This window comes from Streptomyces sp. NH27 (genome assembly GCF_056859195.1).
Window position 1 is genome coordinate 1 of sequence record NZ_JACEGK010000019.1, and the last position, 15,564, is coordinate 15,564.

Below are 15,564 nucleotides of genomic sequence, written 5' to 3' on the forward strand. Positions count from 1 at the left end.
AGACAGAGGCCCGCCCGTGAACGACACCCCCGTCCGCGTGCTCCTGGCCGACGACCACCCCGTGGTACGGGCAGGGCTCCGCGCCGTGCTGGAGACCGAGGACGGCATCGCCGTGGTGGCCGAGGCCGCCACCGCCGAGGACGCCGTCGCCCGCGCCGGCCAGGGCGACATCGACGTCGTCCTCATGGACCTCCAGTTCGGGAAGGGGATGAACGGCGCCGAGGCCACCGCCGCCATCACCGCCCGACCCGGTGCCCCCCGTGTGCTGATCGTCACCACCTACGACACCGACGCCGACACCCTGCCTGCCATCGAGGCCGGCGCCACCGGCTACCTCCTCAAGGACACCCCGCCCGAGGATCTGGCCGCCGCCGTACACACGGCGGCAGCCGGCCGCACCACGCTGGCACCCACCGTCGCGGACCGGTTGATGAACCGGCTGCGTACCCCTGGCACCACCTTGACCCGGCGCGAGACGGAGGTCCTCGCGGCGGTTGCCGACGGCCTGTCCAACCAGGCCATCGGCAACCGCCTCCACCTGACCGAGGGAACCGTCAAGTCCCACCTGGCCCGCGTCTACGCCAAGCTCGGCGTCGACTCCCGCACCGCTGCCGTCGCCGCCGCCACCGCGCTCGGCCTCATCCGCCGCTAGCGCCTCCCGGCGGCAAGGTGCATGGATCCGCAGGGTTGTTGACGTGGCGTCAGTGGTCGGCGCGCCGGCCGAGGTGCCGGACGGCGAACGGGCGGAGCGGCGACATCCGGGACCGAGGGATAGGGTTCGGTTGAGAAGATCCACTCGGTGCAGGCGAGTTGTGCCCGAGCCGGACACGGTGGCCGCTCCGGGAGGGACCTGATGCTGGAGGCGCTGGGACTGGGAGCGCCCGAAGAGGCGGTCTACATGGCGCTGTTGGCCCGCCCGGCCGCCTCCGCGCAGGACCTCGCCCGGCAGACCGGGCTCGAACAGGCCGAGAACGACAGGATACTGCTCGACCTCGTGGCGCGCGGCCTGGTGGCCGCCACCACTGGGACCGGGGCACCCGGCCCGGCCGAACCAGAGCCCGAAGCCGAGGCCGGCCGCCTGCTCGCCCGCTACCGGCTCACACCACCGTCGGTGGCCCTGGCCCCCCTCCTTGTCGAGCAGCGCAACGCCCTGAACCTGGCCGAGACCGCGTATGCGAAGCTGACCGAGCAGTACCGCCATACCGCCGCACACACCGCGGGCGGTGTCGTGGAGGTGGTCGTCGGCGTGGAACAGGTCGCCCACCGGTTCCACCAACTGCAGTGCGGCGCCCAGCGGGAACTGCTCGTCTTCCTCGTCGGCGAGAGCATCGCGGTGCCGCGGGAGGACACCGACTCGTCGGAGAGTTCCGCCCTGGACCGGGGAGTCGACTTCCGGGTGGTGGCCGCCAAGGACTATCTCGACGGTGACGACGTCGTGCGGGACGTGCGCGAGGCCGTCATGGCGGGTGTCCAGTTTCGCCTGGTCGACTCGCTGCCGCTGAAGATGGTCGTCTCGGACCGGGAACGCGCCATGGTGCCACTGGACATGACGGACGCCGGAGGTGTTCCGAGCGCGGTCGTCGTTCACCCCAGCGGCCTGCTGACCGCCCTGGTGCACCTCTTCGAGAAGGAATGGGCCCAGGCCCGGCCGCTGTACACGAGCACGGGGGTGCGCGAGGAGTCGGCAGCCGACCAGCAGCCGACCGCGGAGGAACTGGAGGTCCTCGCCCTGCTGCTGGCCGGGATCTCCGACCGGCGGGCGGCGTCCCAACTCGGCCTCTCCATCCGCACCGTGGAGCGGCGGGTGCGCCGGCTGACGGACCTCGCCGGAGGAGGGTCACGCCTCCAACTCGGATGGCACGCCGCACGCGCCGGCTGGCTCTGACCTCGTCGCCGGTGCGTGGGCCGAAGGCTCGCAGACCGCCTGCCGAACCGGGTCGGCCGGGACCCTCGCCCGCGATCCCGGCTGCGGCCCCGCCACCGCCGGCGCATCGTCCGACCAGCGCCTCGATCACGGGCCGCGATCCGAACCCTCCGGTCCGACGGACCGACGAATACGACCGCGTGTCGGAATACCGTCACGCGGGAAACCCGTCACACACGGCGCCCCTCAGCGATCCGTATCCCTGCCAGGATGCAGCCGCAGCATGGCATGTTCACGGCTTCGAGTAGGGAGACTCATGCATCCAATAGCGCGGATGGCCCTGGGCGCGGCGACCGCCGCCGTCCTGACCGTCACCGCCGTCGCGCCGTCCGGGGCGGCGGACACGCCGCCTGACGGTGCCTCGGGGCACCGTCCCCTCACCGGCAGCGGGGCCACGGCGACGAGCGGCAAGCAGGCCACGGTCACCCTCGTCACCGGCGACAAGGTACTGGTGACCACGGACCCGTCGGGCCACAGCTCGGCAGCCGTGCTGCCCCGCGAGGACGGCACCCAGCCGATGGTGGAGACCTTCCAACTGGGCAAGGACCTCTATGTCTACCCGGACGACGCCTCCCAGGCGCTCGCCGAGGGCAAGGTCGACCAGCAGTTGTTCAACGTCAGCGGGCTCATCCGCCAGGGGTACGACGACGCCCACACCGACACGCTGCCGCTCATCGCCACCTACCAGAACGGTGTGAACGTCGCCGCCAGTGCGCCGGCGGCCCCTCGTGGCGCCGAGCGGGGCCTGAGCCTCCCGGCTGTGGACGGCGTCGCGCTCGATGCCGACAAGGCCACCGCCGCCACTTTCTGGCAGGACATCACCAACACCCGCTCGCGTTCCGGCTCCACGATGAAGAAGCTGTGGCTGGACAGCAAGGTCAAGGCCACGCTGGAGCAGTCCACCCAGCAGGTGCACGCGCCGGAAGCCTGGGCCGAGGGATACGACGGCAAGGGCACCAAGGTCGCCGTGCTGGACACGGGCGTGGACGCCGAGCATCCGGACCTGGTGAACCGGATCGCCGAGTCGAAGAACTTCACGGACTCCGACAGCACCGACGACCGTCAGGGGCACGGCACCCACACCGCCTCCACGGTCGGCGGGTCCGGAGCCGCCAGCGACGGCCGCGAGAAGGGCGTCGCCCCCGGGACCTCCCTGCTCATCGGCAAGGTCCTCGACGACAGCGGCTCCGGTGAGACGTCCTGGATCATCGCGGGCATGCAGTGGGCCGTCGACCAGCAGGCCGATGTCGTCTCCATGAGCCTGGGCAACCCCGAGATCGGCGACTGCACCGACCCGCTGGCCCAGGCCGCGCAGGAGCTCTCGCAGAACACGCACACGCTGTTCGTCGTCGCCGCCGGCAACTCCGGCTCGGGCACCGAGACCGTCTCCTCGCCCGGGTGCGCGCCCGGCGTGCTGACCGTCGGCGCTGTCGACCATGACGACACCACCGCCTGGTTCTCCAGCCGCGGTCCGGTGGCCGTCACCCACACCCTCAAGCCCGAGATCGCCGCCCCGGGCGTCGACATCCTGGCGGCCAACGCGGGCGGGCGCGGCGTCTACGCCTACCAGACGATGTCGGGCACCTCCATGGCGACCCCGCACGTCGCGGGCGCGGCGGCCATCGTCCGCCAGGCCCACCCGGACTGGACCGCGCAGCAGATCAAGGCCGCCCTGGTCTCCTCCGCCCGTACCGGCGGCAAGGTCGCGGGCGCCGACCAGACCGGAGGCGGCGTCCTCGACGTGTTCGCGGCGGTGCACCAGAAGGTGCTCTCCGCGCCGGCCGTGCAGGGCGGCAGCTACAACTGGCCGCAGGACGCCTCGGACCGCACCACCGTGCAGGTACCCTTCACCAACACCGGCACGGCCGCCGTCTCGCTGAGCCTCAAGGTCAGCGGTGTGCACGGCAACGACGGCAGTGCTGTCGACTCCGCCGTCATCAAACTGGCACAGGACAAGGTGAGCGTTCCCGCGGGGGCCACCGTCCAGGTGCCGGTGCGGATCGATCCCACCGCCCGTCTGACGGCCGCCCAGTACGGAGCCGTCACCGGCCGGATCATGGCCACCGGCGGCGCCGCGCACGTCTCCGTGCCGGTCACACTCTACGTGCAGCCGGAAACGGTCACCCTGCGGGTCAAGGTCATCGACCGCAACGGCGCGCCCGCGACCGGCGCTTCCTCCCTGGACCTGATCAGCCTCGACACCGACAAGGGCGAGCGCCGCAGCAACAACGGCGCGAGCGACCAGACGTACAGCGTGCGCCCGGGCGACTACGCCCTCTCCGGCTTCGTGGCCACCTACGACGCGAGCAACACCGCCGAATCCATCGGCTACCTCGCGCGCCCGCAGGTACGCGTCACCAAGGACACGACCATCGTCCTGGACGCTCGCAAGGCGCACCGGTTGAGCGTGCGCACCGACCGCCCCTCGACGGTGAGCCACACCACCTTCAGCTACTCCCGTACCTGGGACGACACCTGGCAGTTGAGCGGATCGCTGATGGCCGGCAGCGCCGTGCAGCAGTTCTACGCCTCCGTCGACGGGCGCGCCCAGAAGGGCACCTTCGAGTTCCGGCCCACCTGGCGCGCGACCGGTTCGCAGAACGGCTCGTCGTACGTCTACAACCTCTCGTTCCCGACCCAGGGCCCGCTGCGGTCCGACCAGGTCTACCGGCCGCAGGACGCCAAGCTGGCCCAGGTCACCGAGAAGTGGTACGCCCTGGGCAAGGAGGCCGACTACCTGGACGGGCTGTTCCTCATTCCCGCCGGGAGCGGCGACACCAGCATCACGGTGAGCCTGCTCGACCCGGTCCACGCACCCGGCACGCGGACCGCCTACTACACGACCGGCGACGACGTCTGGCAGCACGGCGCGATGACCAGCTTCCCGTTCGCCGCGTACATGGGCGACCAGAACCGCACCTACCGGGCCGGCGAGCGCCGTACCGAGGAGTGGTATCACGGTCTCCTGCGGCCGGCCGCGCCGCGCGACACGGACGGCAAGCCGGTGCTGGCCGCCGAACGGCAGGGCGACCTGATCGGCTTCCAGAGCGCGCTGTGGCTCGACGCCTCCGGTGACCACTGGTCCGCCGGCGCGTCGTTCGGCGACCTCGGCAGCCTGGTGCTGAAGCGCAACGGCGAGCAGATCGCCACCAGCGAGTATCCGTACGACGTGTTCACGGTGCCGGCCGAGGACTCCGCGTACGAGCTCACCCAGTACCTGTCCAAGATCCCGACCTCGGACCCGAACTGGCAGCGCTCCACCGCGGTCACCACCACCTGGAGCTTCCGCTCCCACCTGGAGCCGGACGTCTACTCCCGCGGTCTGCCGATCCTGTTCCCGGCGTACGACCTGCCGGTGGACGGTATGAACACGCTGCCCGCGCAGGCCGGCATCAAGGTCGGCCTGTCGGCCGAGGGCCACGCCGGGTACACCCCGGGCACGATCACCGCGGCCTCGCTGTCCTACTCCTACGACGACGGCACCACCTGGACCCAGGCGCCGACCCGGCAGCAGCACGGCGAGTGGACCGCCGTCCTGGACCACACCGGCGCCGCCGGCAAGCAGGTCACGCTGAAGGTCTCGCTCACCGACTCCCACCACAACGCGGTCACCCAGACCATCACCCGCGCCTACGACATCCGGTAGCCCAAGCAGCCCGGCCGGGCGGTCTCCCGCATCCGGGTGACCGTCCGGCCGCGCAGGCATCTGTGCCGCCACCCGTACGGGCGCACTTCGGCACGGCCGCGGCCAGCCTCCCGCCGGGTCCTCGGCAAGGGTGAATGATCGAGGCCGCCCGTCTGTTGCCGCCTGCGGAACCCGCACCGGCCTCGACACCGTTGCCGCTGGAGGATGCTCGCATGTTCCGTCCGCTGCGAGCGGCACTGTCCCCGGCGCAGGACGTGACGGACGGCGACGAGAGCACCACCATCCGTACGCCTTCCACCCGCAGTGTCGTGTGGGCGACGGTGGCAACGACCGTGGTGGCGCTCGCCCTTGTCCTGCTGACCGGAGCCGCGGTGCTCCTGCTCGGGCTGCTGGTGTACCTGCCCGCCTTCGCCGCCGCGCTGTGCAGCCCGCGCCAGACGGCGCTGGTCTCCACCTGGGTCAGCGCCATCGTCATCGTGCCCCTGGTGGTCCGGCCCGGGGGGCAGGTCCTGGACCGGGTGACCCTGTCCCTGTTCGCCGTCGGCTTCGGCGTGTTGGCCGTCTACGGCGCCCGGATGCGGATCACGCGCGAGGAAGCGCTGGTACGGCTGCGGTCGACCGCGGCGGCGATGCAGCGGCAGATCCTGCGGCCGCTGCCGCTGCTCACCGACGACGTTCTCGTGGACGGCGTGTACGAGCCGTTGCAGCAGGACAAGCTCGTCGGGGGCGACGTCTACGACGTGGTGGCCACCCCTTGGGGGACCCGGGTGCTGATCGGCGACGTCCAGGGGAAGGGGCTGGCCGCCATCGGCATGGCCATCGAAGTGGTGGGCGCCTTCCGCGAAGCCGCCCACCGCGAGCCGACGATGACCACGCTCATCGACGCTCTCGAGGCGGCGGTCGTCCGCCACAACGACTACGCCGGACAGCGCGGTGAGCCGGAACGCTTCGTCACCGCACTCGTCCTGGCGGTGGACGCGGGCACCGAGACCCAGGTCGTCGCCTGCGGTCACATCCCGCCCTACCTGCTGTACGACGGCAACGTCACTGCCGTCGACGTGGGCAAGGAGCATGTGCCGCTCGGCCTGGCGAACCTGGTCGACGAGCCGCGCACCGTCGCGTGGTTCGCGTTCCCTGCCGGGGCCACGGTGCTGCTGTGCACCGACGGTCTGACCGAGGCCCGTTCACCCGGGGGCGTCTTCTATCCGCTGGAAGCACGCCTTGGCGGCCATAGCGACATCACCGCCGACCGGCTCACCGGTTCGATCGTCGATGACGTACGTGACTTCACCGCGGGGGCGCAGCAGGACGACCTGGCGATCCTCGCCGTCCGCCGCTCCCCGCAGCAGGCGTCGTAGCAGGCGTCGTAGCAACAGCGGAACACGATGCCGGCCCGCACCACCACGACGGGCGGTGCGGGCCGGCGGATCAGCGTGCCGACGGATCAGTGTCCCTGCGGTGGGTGGGTGCTTGCCGCGCGGATCGTGAACGTCTGCCGTGCGTCCGGGGTGCCGGGTGCGCCGGTGCCGGTGATGGTGAATGTGGCCGCGTGACCGGTGACCGGGACGCCGGTGATGCCGCCGGTGTCGGCGTTCAGGTGCAGGCCGGCGGGCAGGGCGCCCGCGGTGACGGCGTACCGGATGATCGAGGGCACGTTCGCGGCCGGCCGGGCCTCGTACAGCTTCCCGGGCGTCGTGCCCGGCAGGCTGGTGTCCGGGAAGCCCGGCGTGGGGACGGTGACCGTCTGCGGGTCGCCGATGTCGTTGCCGGCGGCGTCGAGTTGCTGGAGCGACCAGGACCGGCCGGGCGTGATGACGCTCAGGTGCCAGTGCGTGGACTGGTCCCGGAACTGGGCGCGCTGCGCGTCGGTGAAGGCCCCGAGGTTGCGGGCCGTCTCCCACTGCTTGACGGTGTCGAGCAGGGTCGTCGTGTTCTGCCCGCCGTTGGTCAGGCTGGACACGGAGGTCTCGAATCCGGCGCCGGCGTTCAGGCCCGCGCCCCGCGCGAGGGTGTCCTCGACCGTGTGCAGATCGGCGCTGCCCGGCAGCGAGATCCAGCCGAGCATCCCGGGCAGGTAGTTGGCCTGGTAGTAGGCGTTGTTGATGAACACCTGGTTCATGCTGGTGGAGCCGACTTCGCCCCAACTGGCCCGGGACAGGGCGTCCCAGACGTTCGAACCCTCCCGGCTGGTCTCGGAGATGAAGCCGTCCTTGGCCTTCAGCTGCGCGAAGGCCCCGTTGACCATCCTGGCCATGCCGTACTGGCCCCAGCCGGCGTCCGAGGCGGACTCCAGCCCGTCGAACGAGGTCGCGCTGATCCCGGTGGTGTTCCAGATGTCGGCGAACCGGGTGGCGGTGGCGTCGATGAGCTTCAGGTCGCCCAGGGCGCCGTCGTACTCGTTGTGCGGCACCCGGGAGGCGGTGGCGCCGGCGGCGTGGTCGGCTTCCGCCGACGACCACTGCGCCCGGGTCAGCCCGGTCACCTGGCACTCGCCGCCGACCGTGCTGAACCCCGTGTAGTCGAGGAACTCGTCGTCGATCAGCAGTGCCTTGCCCAGCAGACCGTCGGCCAGCGGCGCGCAACTCGCCATGTACAGCGAGGTGTCGGCGGCGGCCAGCGGCCGGGTCAGCTTGGCGCTCTGCCCGAGCTGGAGATCCGGGCTGGGCACGGGCCTGACGTAGGGGTCATTGGTGTCGATGAAGTTCGACAGGGTGTGCGCCCCGACGGCGATGCCGTCGGACGTGGAGGTGTTCACCAGACCGGTCGCGCCGGCGTCGCTGCTGCCGAAGCTGGAGTTGAACTGGTAGTGCCCGGCCGACTGCCAGGGGCCGTCGGCTCCCGGCAGCGAGTAGACCGTGTCGATCCCCGCGGCCTTGGCGAACTGGTCGGCCGCCCCCACGTTGCCGGTGTTGAGGTCGGACAGGACCAGGATGGACTTGGAGGTCGCCTGCGCCGACTTCTGCCACTGCCCGTCGATCGTCGGGTACGGAAGGTTCTGGCCCTTGGCGATCGTCGACAGCACGGTCGGCGCGAGATCCGGGGTGGTGCCGTACAGCGCGATCTGTGACCCGACGATCCCGCCGCCCTTCGGCAACGGCCCCACCGGTATCCGGTAGCCGGAATCGCTCAATCGCAGGCGCTGCTTGGTGTAGTCGAAGGTGAAGGCGCGCAGCAGGTTCCCCCAAGGGGTCCGACCGCCGACGCTCCACTGCTCCAGCGGTGCCACCTGAAGGTCGGACGGGTTGTCCGACACCTCGTTCTCCCAGCCCATGCCGGTGTCCTCGCGCGGCCAGCCGCCCTCGGTGCGGTCGTTGAGCACCTTCATCCCGGCCGTGAACCCGCTGTTGCTCGCGAGGCCGGCCGACTCGCCGAGCGAGCCGGTGAGCGTGGTCGCCAACGGGCCCCACAGCAGGGTCTGTACATCGGCGCCGTGCGGCGCCTTGACCTTCGTGACGGTGAGCGTGGAGTACGACGTCCGGTCGTTCACCGCCACATCGACCTCGGTGCCGGCCGTGGAGTTCTCGAACACCAGCGTGCCGCCGGACCGCCGCAGTGAGGTCGGCTTCACCTGCTGTCCACCGATCACCAGGCTGACCAGTGGGGCCGTGCCATGCCCCGCCACCAGGTAGTTCCGGCCGTCGCGGGAGTCGACCAGGCTGGTGACCGTACCGGTGGAGTCCATTCCCACCCGCAGGTAGCCGGCGTCCACCTGGATGCCGCCGGAGTGGTTCGATCCGGCCGTCGCGGACACGGTCTGCAGTCCGGCCGCTGCCGGTAGGGCGGTCAACAGGCCGGCGACCGCGATCGCGGTGGTCAGGCGTGTGGTGAGTTTTCGTCTCGGGTCCATACGTGATGCGTCCTTCCTCGGACGAGGATGCGTTCTTCACGGTGGTGGTGCGGTGGGCGGTGGTGCGGTGGGCGGTGGCTGGTATGTCAGGGGCCGCCGCGGGTCAGAGTTCGACGACCGTCCCGGCGTGCCGGGCCCGCTCGGCGGCGAACACCACGCGGTGGCTGGCCAGGCTGGCGTCGATCCCGGAGACGATCAGTTCGGGTCGGCCGTCCTGCAGTGCGTCGAGGTAGGCGTTGAACATCGCCTCGTCGCCGCCGGCATGGCCCTCGGCCGCGGAGGAGCCGTCGAGCGAGGTGTCCACGACGGTGGTGCGCTCGGTGCGGAAGTCGTACACCTCGATGTGGCGGCCGTCCCCGGTGAGTTGCCCGCGGGTGCCGAAGATCTTCGTGCGCCGGTTCTCCATCGGGGTGAACGCGGTCAGGACGAAGGACGCGGTCACGGCGTTGTCGAACTCCAGGTTCACCACCTGGTGGTCCGGAACGTCGTTGTCGCAGTGGTAGACGCAGCGGCCGTACGGCCCTTCGGTCAGCGCCTCGGTGACGGCCTGCTCGGTCAGCTCCCCGGCGGTCGTGATCCGGGTGAAGTACTGCTTGGTGCCTCCCTTGTGCAGCCCTTCCCGGTAGAGCCGGGCGGCCGAGAAGGCACACGAGGACTCCACCGGGCAGGTGACACAGCGATCCGTGGCGCCCGCGGGGGCGGACTCGGGACGGAAGTGGGTCAGCGATCCGAACGACGACACCCGCCGGGCCGGTCGGCCGACGACGTCGCACAGCCAGTCGATGTCATGGCACGCCTTGGCCAGCAGCAGCGACGACTGGTCCGCGCGGCGCCAGTTGCCGCGGACGAAGGAGTGGGCGAAGTGGTAGTAGCCGATCGGTTCCAGGTGCTGCACGGAGACGATGTCACCGATCGCGCCTTCCCGCAGCAGCGTCTTCAGCGCCACGGAGTACGGCGTGTAGCGCATGACGTGGGTCAGGGCCAGCGTGGTGCCGTTGCGCCGCGCGGCCTCGGCGATGGCGTCGCAGTCCTCCTCCGTCGTGGCCATCGGCTTCTCCAGGAGCAACTGATAGCCCAGGTCCGCCAGTCCGACGGCCGCCTCGACGTGGTCGGCGTCCTGGACCGCGACGATCGCGACGTCGGCCAGTCGAGGCCGCTCCAGCAGCTCGCGCCAGTCGGTGAAGCAGTGGTCGTCGGTGATGTCGTGCCTGGCGGCGAAGGCCGTCCGGACCCCGCTGCGGGGTTCGGCGACGGCCACCACGCGGGCCCGCTCGGGACGCTTGGCGGCCAGGTCGGCGTAGGCCGAACCACGGGCCCCCGCACCGAGCACCACGAGCGACAGCGGACGGCCGAGCGGCGTGTCCAGGTCTCCGGTGAGGAACGGCGCGGCAGCATCTACGTCGCTGGCGGACACGGCGGCAGGGTTCACAACTACTCCCGTTGGGCAATCCGGTCGATACGAGGCCGAGACCGGGGCAGGTGGCGTCATCCCTTGGTCGCCCCGCCGGTCAGGCCCTTGACGAAGTGGCGCTGGAACGCCAGGTAGAAGACGAGGATCGGGACGGTGGCGAGGAACATCAGGGCGAAGACCGCGCCGAAGTCCGACTGGTGCTCCCCGATCGCGCGGTAGATGCCCACGGTGACGGTGGTGCCGTTCGCCGGGCCCAGGATGATGAGGGGGTTGAGGAAGTCGTTCCAGATCCAGACGCCGAGGAAGATCAGGACGGACGCCGAGGCCGGGCGCAGCAGCGGGAACACGATCTTCCAGAAGACCCGGAAGTGCCCGGCGCCGTCCAGGGCGGCGGCCTCCTCCAGTTCGATCGGGATGTTCTTGCAGAAGCCCACGAAGACGAACACGCCGAACGGGACGTAGTAGCCGACGTTGACCAGCACCAGGCCCGGGATCGTGGTCATGAGCCCGAGCCAGCGCAGCACTTCGGTCACCGGCTGGAGGATCACCGCGGGCGGGATCATCAGTCCGCACAGCAGGGTCGCCAGCACCGCTTTGGCCCAACTGCCCTTGGCGCGGGCCAGGTAGTGGCCGAGCATGGCGGAGACGATGGTCAGGGCGGTGACGGAGATGGCGGTGACCTCGACGCTGTTGACGAGGCCGTACCAGAACAGGTGGTCGGGACGGGACACCACCTTGTCGAGGGAGGACAGCGTCGGCGGGATCGGCAGGCTCACCGGATGCGCGGTGATGTCCGAGCCCTGCTTGAACACGTTGACCAGGACCAGGTAGAGCGGGAGGAAGAACACCGCCGTGACGAACAACGCCGCGACCGGCCGGAACCAGGAGGACCGCTGGGAGGTCACAGCGTGACCTCCCGCCGCTGGAGTACGCGGAGCGCGAGGACCGAGATCACGGCGATGATGCCGAGCATCACGGTGGCCATGGCCGCGCCGTACCCGATGTGGTTGCCGGTGAACGTGGTCTGCACGACCTCGAAGGCGACGGTGGACGTGGTGCCGTTGCCCGGGCCGCCGTTGGTGATGACCTGGATCTGGTCGTACGCCTTGAACCCGGTGATCAGCAGCATGACCGTGTTGATCGTCAACGCGGGCGCCAGCATCGGCCAGGTGACGTTCCGGAAGCGCGCCCAGGTGCCGGCGCCGTCGATGGAGGCGGCCTCGTGCAGTTCGGCCGGGACACCGGCCAGCCCGGCCAGGTAGACGACGACGCAGAACCCGAGCATCTGCCAGGTGATGATGAACGCGACCGAGTACAGCGCGAGGTCGGGGTCGGACAGCCAACCCGGCGGGTGGTGCACGCCGAGCTTCTTCAACGTCGAGTTCAGCAGGCCGTCGTCGGTGAGGATCGCCTGCCAGATCACCGAGACCACCACCGAGGACAGCACGACGGGGGTGAAGAACACCGACCGCAGCGCGTTGTACAACCAGCCCCGCCGGTCGAGCAGTTGGGCGATCAGCAGGCCGAGGACGTTGGCGGCGACCGTGATGATGACGGTGACGACGACGGTGTTCTTCAGCGCGCCGGTGAAGTCGGTGTCGGAGAACAGCCGGGTGTAGTTCCGCAGACCGACCCATCGGGTCGGCGGATTGGCCGGGTTGCGGTTGGTCAGGCTGGTGCCGACCGTCATGGCGATCGGCACCAGGACGAAGGCGAGGTAGACGGCAAGTCCGGGGGCGCCGAAGGTCAGGAAGTGCCACGCCCTGGACCACCGGGCGGAACGCCGCTGCGTGGGACCGGCGTCCGGGGCGCCTCGGGTGTGCGCGCCTGGCGGCGCGAGTGCGGCGGTCATGCCTGTGTTCTCCTCGTTCCTGGTGTGGGCTGCGTTGCGGACCCGGATTACTCCTCGGCCTTGGCCCATTCGGCGTCGAGGAAGGCCGCGAAGTCGTGTGCCGACTTCTTGCCGCTGATCAGGTCGGCGACTCCGGCGGCGGCCTTGTCCGCGACGCCGGGCGGCATCGAGCCGTCCCCGGTCTCGATCGAGAAGGCGTTGACGATCGCGTGCTGCTTCACCGCCTGCTGGTACAGGTCGAGCGTGGCGGTGTAGACCGGGCCCATGCCTGCGGGCGGGGTGTAGTCCTTCAACGCGATGATCGAGCCGTCGGTCTTCACCGAGGCGTCCAGCGAGGTCTTGTCGAGCATGAACGCCAGCGCCCATTTCTGCGCGAGCGCGACGTCGGGTGCCTTGGAGGACACGGTCATGCCGCCGCCTGTGTAGGCCGGGACGACCAGCGAGCCGTCATCGGAGGGCCACGCGAACACGCCGACGTCGAAGCCGGGCTTCTTGGCGTCCGCGGAGGCGGCGAACCACGAACCCATCGGGTACATCGCGCCCTTGTTGTCGCGGAACGCCTGCTCGTCGTCGGCGTAGGAGCGGGACAGGCCCGCACGATCGATGTAGCCCTTCTTCGCCAGGTCCGAGACCTTCTGCGCGGCCTTGGCGAACGCCGGATCGGTGAACTTGGCCGAGCCCTTCGCCTTCTGTGCCAGCCAGTTCGGCGTCTGCCGGTAGGTGTCGGTGGCCACCGTGCCGATCAGCGGGTACATGTCGGCCCAGGTGTCCTTGCCGCCGCCGCCCACCACGAACGGGTTGGTCCCCTTGGCCTTCAACTTCGCGCAGTCGTCCAGCAGGTTCTGGTAGGTCTTCGGGGGGCCGTCGATCCCGGCGGCGGCGAAGTCGGACTTGTTGTAGTAGACGAACGGCGTCGGCTGGGTGTTGTAGGGGAGCTGGTAGATCTTGCCGCCGATGGGATCGGAGTGCGGGGACACGAAGTCCGCGAGCTGCTTGTCGCTCCAGGGCGCGAGCTGATGGGCCTGCGCGAACCCGGTCGGCGGCACCGCGATCATGATGTCCGGCAGTTGGCCGGAGGCGGCGAGCTGCTGGGCGTAGCCGGCCCGGTCCACCGACGGGGCGACGAGCTTCTTGATGGTGACGCCGGGCACCTTTGCCGAGGCGCGGGCGATCGCGTCGTCCCAGTACTTGGCGGTCAGGTTCGGGGTCTCGAACGTCAGGAACGTCAGCGTGACATTCCCCTTCTTGCCGCCGCCCGACGACTTGGCGCCGCCGGCCGCGCATCCCGACAGGATCAGCGCTGCCGCCAGCCCCGAGGCGGCCAGGGGCATCAGCTTGCGTCTCACGGAACTCGCCCTCCGTCGTGGGAATAGATAACAAGACTTGTTTAACAATTGAGTCGAGAAGATACTGGCTTGGTGCGCCCCCTTGTCAAGGGGTCGCCTCCAGGAAGACCAAGGTATGAATCGAGGCAGGGGTCAGATGCGAATCACGGGCGGGGACCCGTCGGCGCTGCGCAGGCGGAACCTGGCGGCGATGCTGAGCAGGATGTACGAGCACGGAGCCCAGACCGTCACCGAACTCGCCCGGTCCACCGGCCTGTCCCGGCCGACCTGCGAGGAAGGCGTGGCCGAACTGCTGTCCCAGGGCTGGGCCGCCGAGGGCGCGGCGCCGGACCCCGCTGCCGCGCGCCAGCCGGGACGGCCGGCCAAACGGTACGAGTTCAACGCCGGCGCGGGCCGGGTGCTGGGCGTGGACGTCGGCGCCCACAAGATCCTCGTGATGGTCGCGGACCTGCGCGGGGCCGTGACCGCGGTCCGGCGCACCGGCGTCGATCCCGACCTGTCCGCCAGGGAACGGCTGGCGGCGATGGGCAACGCGGTCACCGCATGCCTGGCGTCCGAACCCGTGGCCGATCACGGCCCTCTGGTGGCAGCCGTGATGGCCTCACCCGGGATCATCGACGCCGAGGGACGGGTCGTCCTGTCCAACGCGCTGCCGGAGTTGACCGGGGTGAGCCTCGCGGACGAACTCGCCCGGACCCTCGGGCCCAGCAGGATCGACGGGCCGATCCGCGCCGAGAACGACATGCGCATGGCCGCACTGGCCGAACAGTGGCGGGGCGTCGCCGCCGGCGTCCCGGACCTCGTGTACATCCACGCGGGCCAACGCCTCGGCGCGGCCGTCCTCATCGACGGCAGGCCCTACCGCGGCCACCGGGGCGCGGCCGGGGAGATCGGCACCCTGGACCTCCTGGACTGGGCGAACAGCTATCGCCGGCTGCTGGCCTACTCCCCCGGCAGCACGATCGGCGAGGCGACGCTGCGGGTCTTCACCGACCTGCACGAGGGCAACCCCCAGGCCCGGGAACTCGTCGACCGCTTCGCCCGTGACCTGGCCACCGGAGTCGCCGTCATGTCGATGACCCTCGACCCGACGCTGGTCGTCGTCGGCGGCGGCGTCTCCCGGGCCGGCGACGACATCATCGAGCCGGTCCGCCGGCACCTGTCGGACCTGTGCCTGTTCCCACCGGAAGTGAGGGCCTCGAGCCTCGGCGACGAATCCGTGGCGCTCGGCGCCGTACGCCACGGACTTCAGCAGATGGAGTCGCGGCTGTTCGGGTCGGCGCCCGCCGCCCCCTGACGGCCGGCGCGGGACCGCGCGCAGATCCGCCGCCCGGCGCCGCGGCCTCCGCCGGCGGCGCCGGTCCACCGGATGCTCCGGACGCGCCCACAGGTGACTGAAGTTGATCGATGTGACGTTGTTTCAATCAAGCCGGCGCGTCACGTTACTTGTGCGAAGCCTTGACGCCGTGCGACCGGCTGCCTAGCCTCGGGCCGTCTGAGCGAATCTGATTGGTTTAGTTGCTTCGAGTGCGTTTACC

The 15,564-nt window shown here is 70.4% G+C and carries 10 protein-coding genes; 5 read left to right on the forward strand and 5 right to left on the reverse strand.

Annotated features, from left to right (window positions below):
• The first annotated feature begins 16 nt into the window (after positions 1-16).
• The 4 genes from AC13HU_RS03410 (at position 17) to AC13HU_RS03425 (ending at position 6,928) form a co-directional block, all read left to right on the forward strand.
• On the forward strand, positions 17-652 hold the full coding sequence (locus AC13HU_RS03410) for a response regulator (protein ID WP_483040222.1): 636 nt from the start codon (positions 17-19) through the stop codon (positions 650-652).
• A 201-nt stretch (positions 653-853) separates the two neighbouring features.
• Entirely contained in the window at positions 854-1,885 is a 1,032-nt protein-coding gene (locus AC13HU_RS03415) for a TrmB family transcriptional regulator (protein WP_483040205.1), read from the forward strand.
• Between the two features lie 295 nt (positions 1,886-2,180).
• Positions 2,181-5,570, forward strand: a complete 3,390-nt coding sequence (locus AC13HU_RS03420) for a S8 family serine peptidase (protein ID WP_483040206.1) — start codon at positions 2,181-2,183, stop codon at positions 5,568-5,570.
• A 212-nt stretch (positions 5,571-5,782) separates the two neighbouring features.
• The gene (locus AC13HU_RS03425) at positions 5,783-6,928 is read left to right on the forward strand and encodes a PP2C family protein-serine/threonine phosphatase (protein WP_483040207.1); all 1,146 of its coding nucleotides are present in this window, start codon (positions 5,783-5,785) and stop codon (positions 6,926-6,928) included.
• 86 nt (positions 6,929-7,014) lie between these two features.
• Here AC13HU_RS03425 and AC13HU_RS03430 read toward each other — a convergent pair whose 3' ends face one another.
• The 5 genes from AC13HU_RS03430 to AC13HU_RS03450 form a co-directional block, all read right to left on the reverse strand.
• On the reverse strand, positions 7,015-9,417 hold the full coding sequence (locus tag AC13HU_RS03430; protein ID WP_483040208.1) for an Ig domain-containing protein: 2,403 nt from the start codon (positions 9,415-9,417) through the stop codon (positions 7,015-7,017).
• A 103-nt stretch (positions 9,418-9,520) separates the two neighbouring features.
• Positions 9,521-10,831, reverse strand: coding sequence for a Gfo/Idh/MocA family protein (locus AC13HU_RS03435; protein WP_483040209.1), 1,311 nt, complete (start codon positions 10,829-10,831; stop codon positions 9,521-9,523).
• A gap of 71 nt (positions 10,832-10,902) precedes the next feature.
• Entirely contained in the window at positions 10,903-11,733 is an 831-nt protein-coding gene (locus AC13HU_RS03440) for a carbohydrate ABC transporter permease (RefSeq protein WP_483040210.1), read from the reverse strand.
• Complete coding sequence (locus AC13HU_RS03445; protein WP_483040211.1) at positions 11,730-12,680, reverse strand: carbohydrate ABC transporter permease; 951 nt, start codon at positions 12,678-12,680, stop codon at positions 11,730-11,732. The genes AC13HU_RS03440 and AC13HU_RS03445 overlap by 4 nt, the downstream gene beginning before the upstream one ends.
• A gap of 47 nt (positions 12,681-12,727) precedes the next feature.
• Complete coding sequence (locus AC13HU_RS03450) at positions 12,728-14,026, reverse strand: ABC transporter substrate-binding protein (RefSeq protein ID WP_483040212.1); 1,299 nt, start codon at positions 14,024-14,026, stop codon at positions 12,728-12,730.
• A 136-nt stretch (positions 14,027-14,162) separates the two neighbouring features.
• Here AC13HU_RS03450 and AC13HU_RS03455 point away from each other — a divergent pair, with 136 nt between their 5' ends.
• Positions 14,163-15,323: an ROK family protein gene (locus AC13HU_RS03455; RefSeq protein WP_483040213.1), complete on the forward strand. Its 1,161-nt coding sequence runs from the start codon at positions 14,163-14,165 to the stop codon at positions 15,321-15,323.
• The last annotated feature ends 241 nt before the right edge of the window (positions 15,324-15,564 follow it).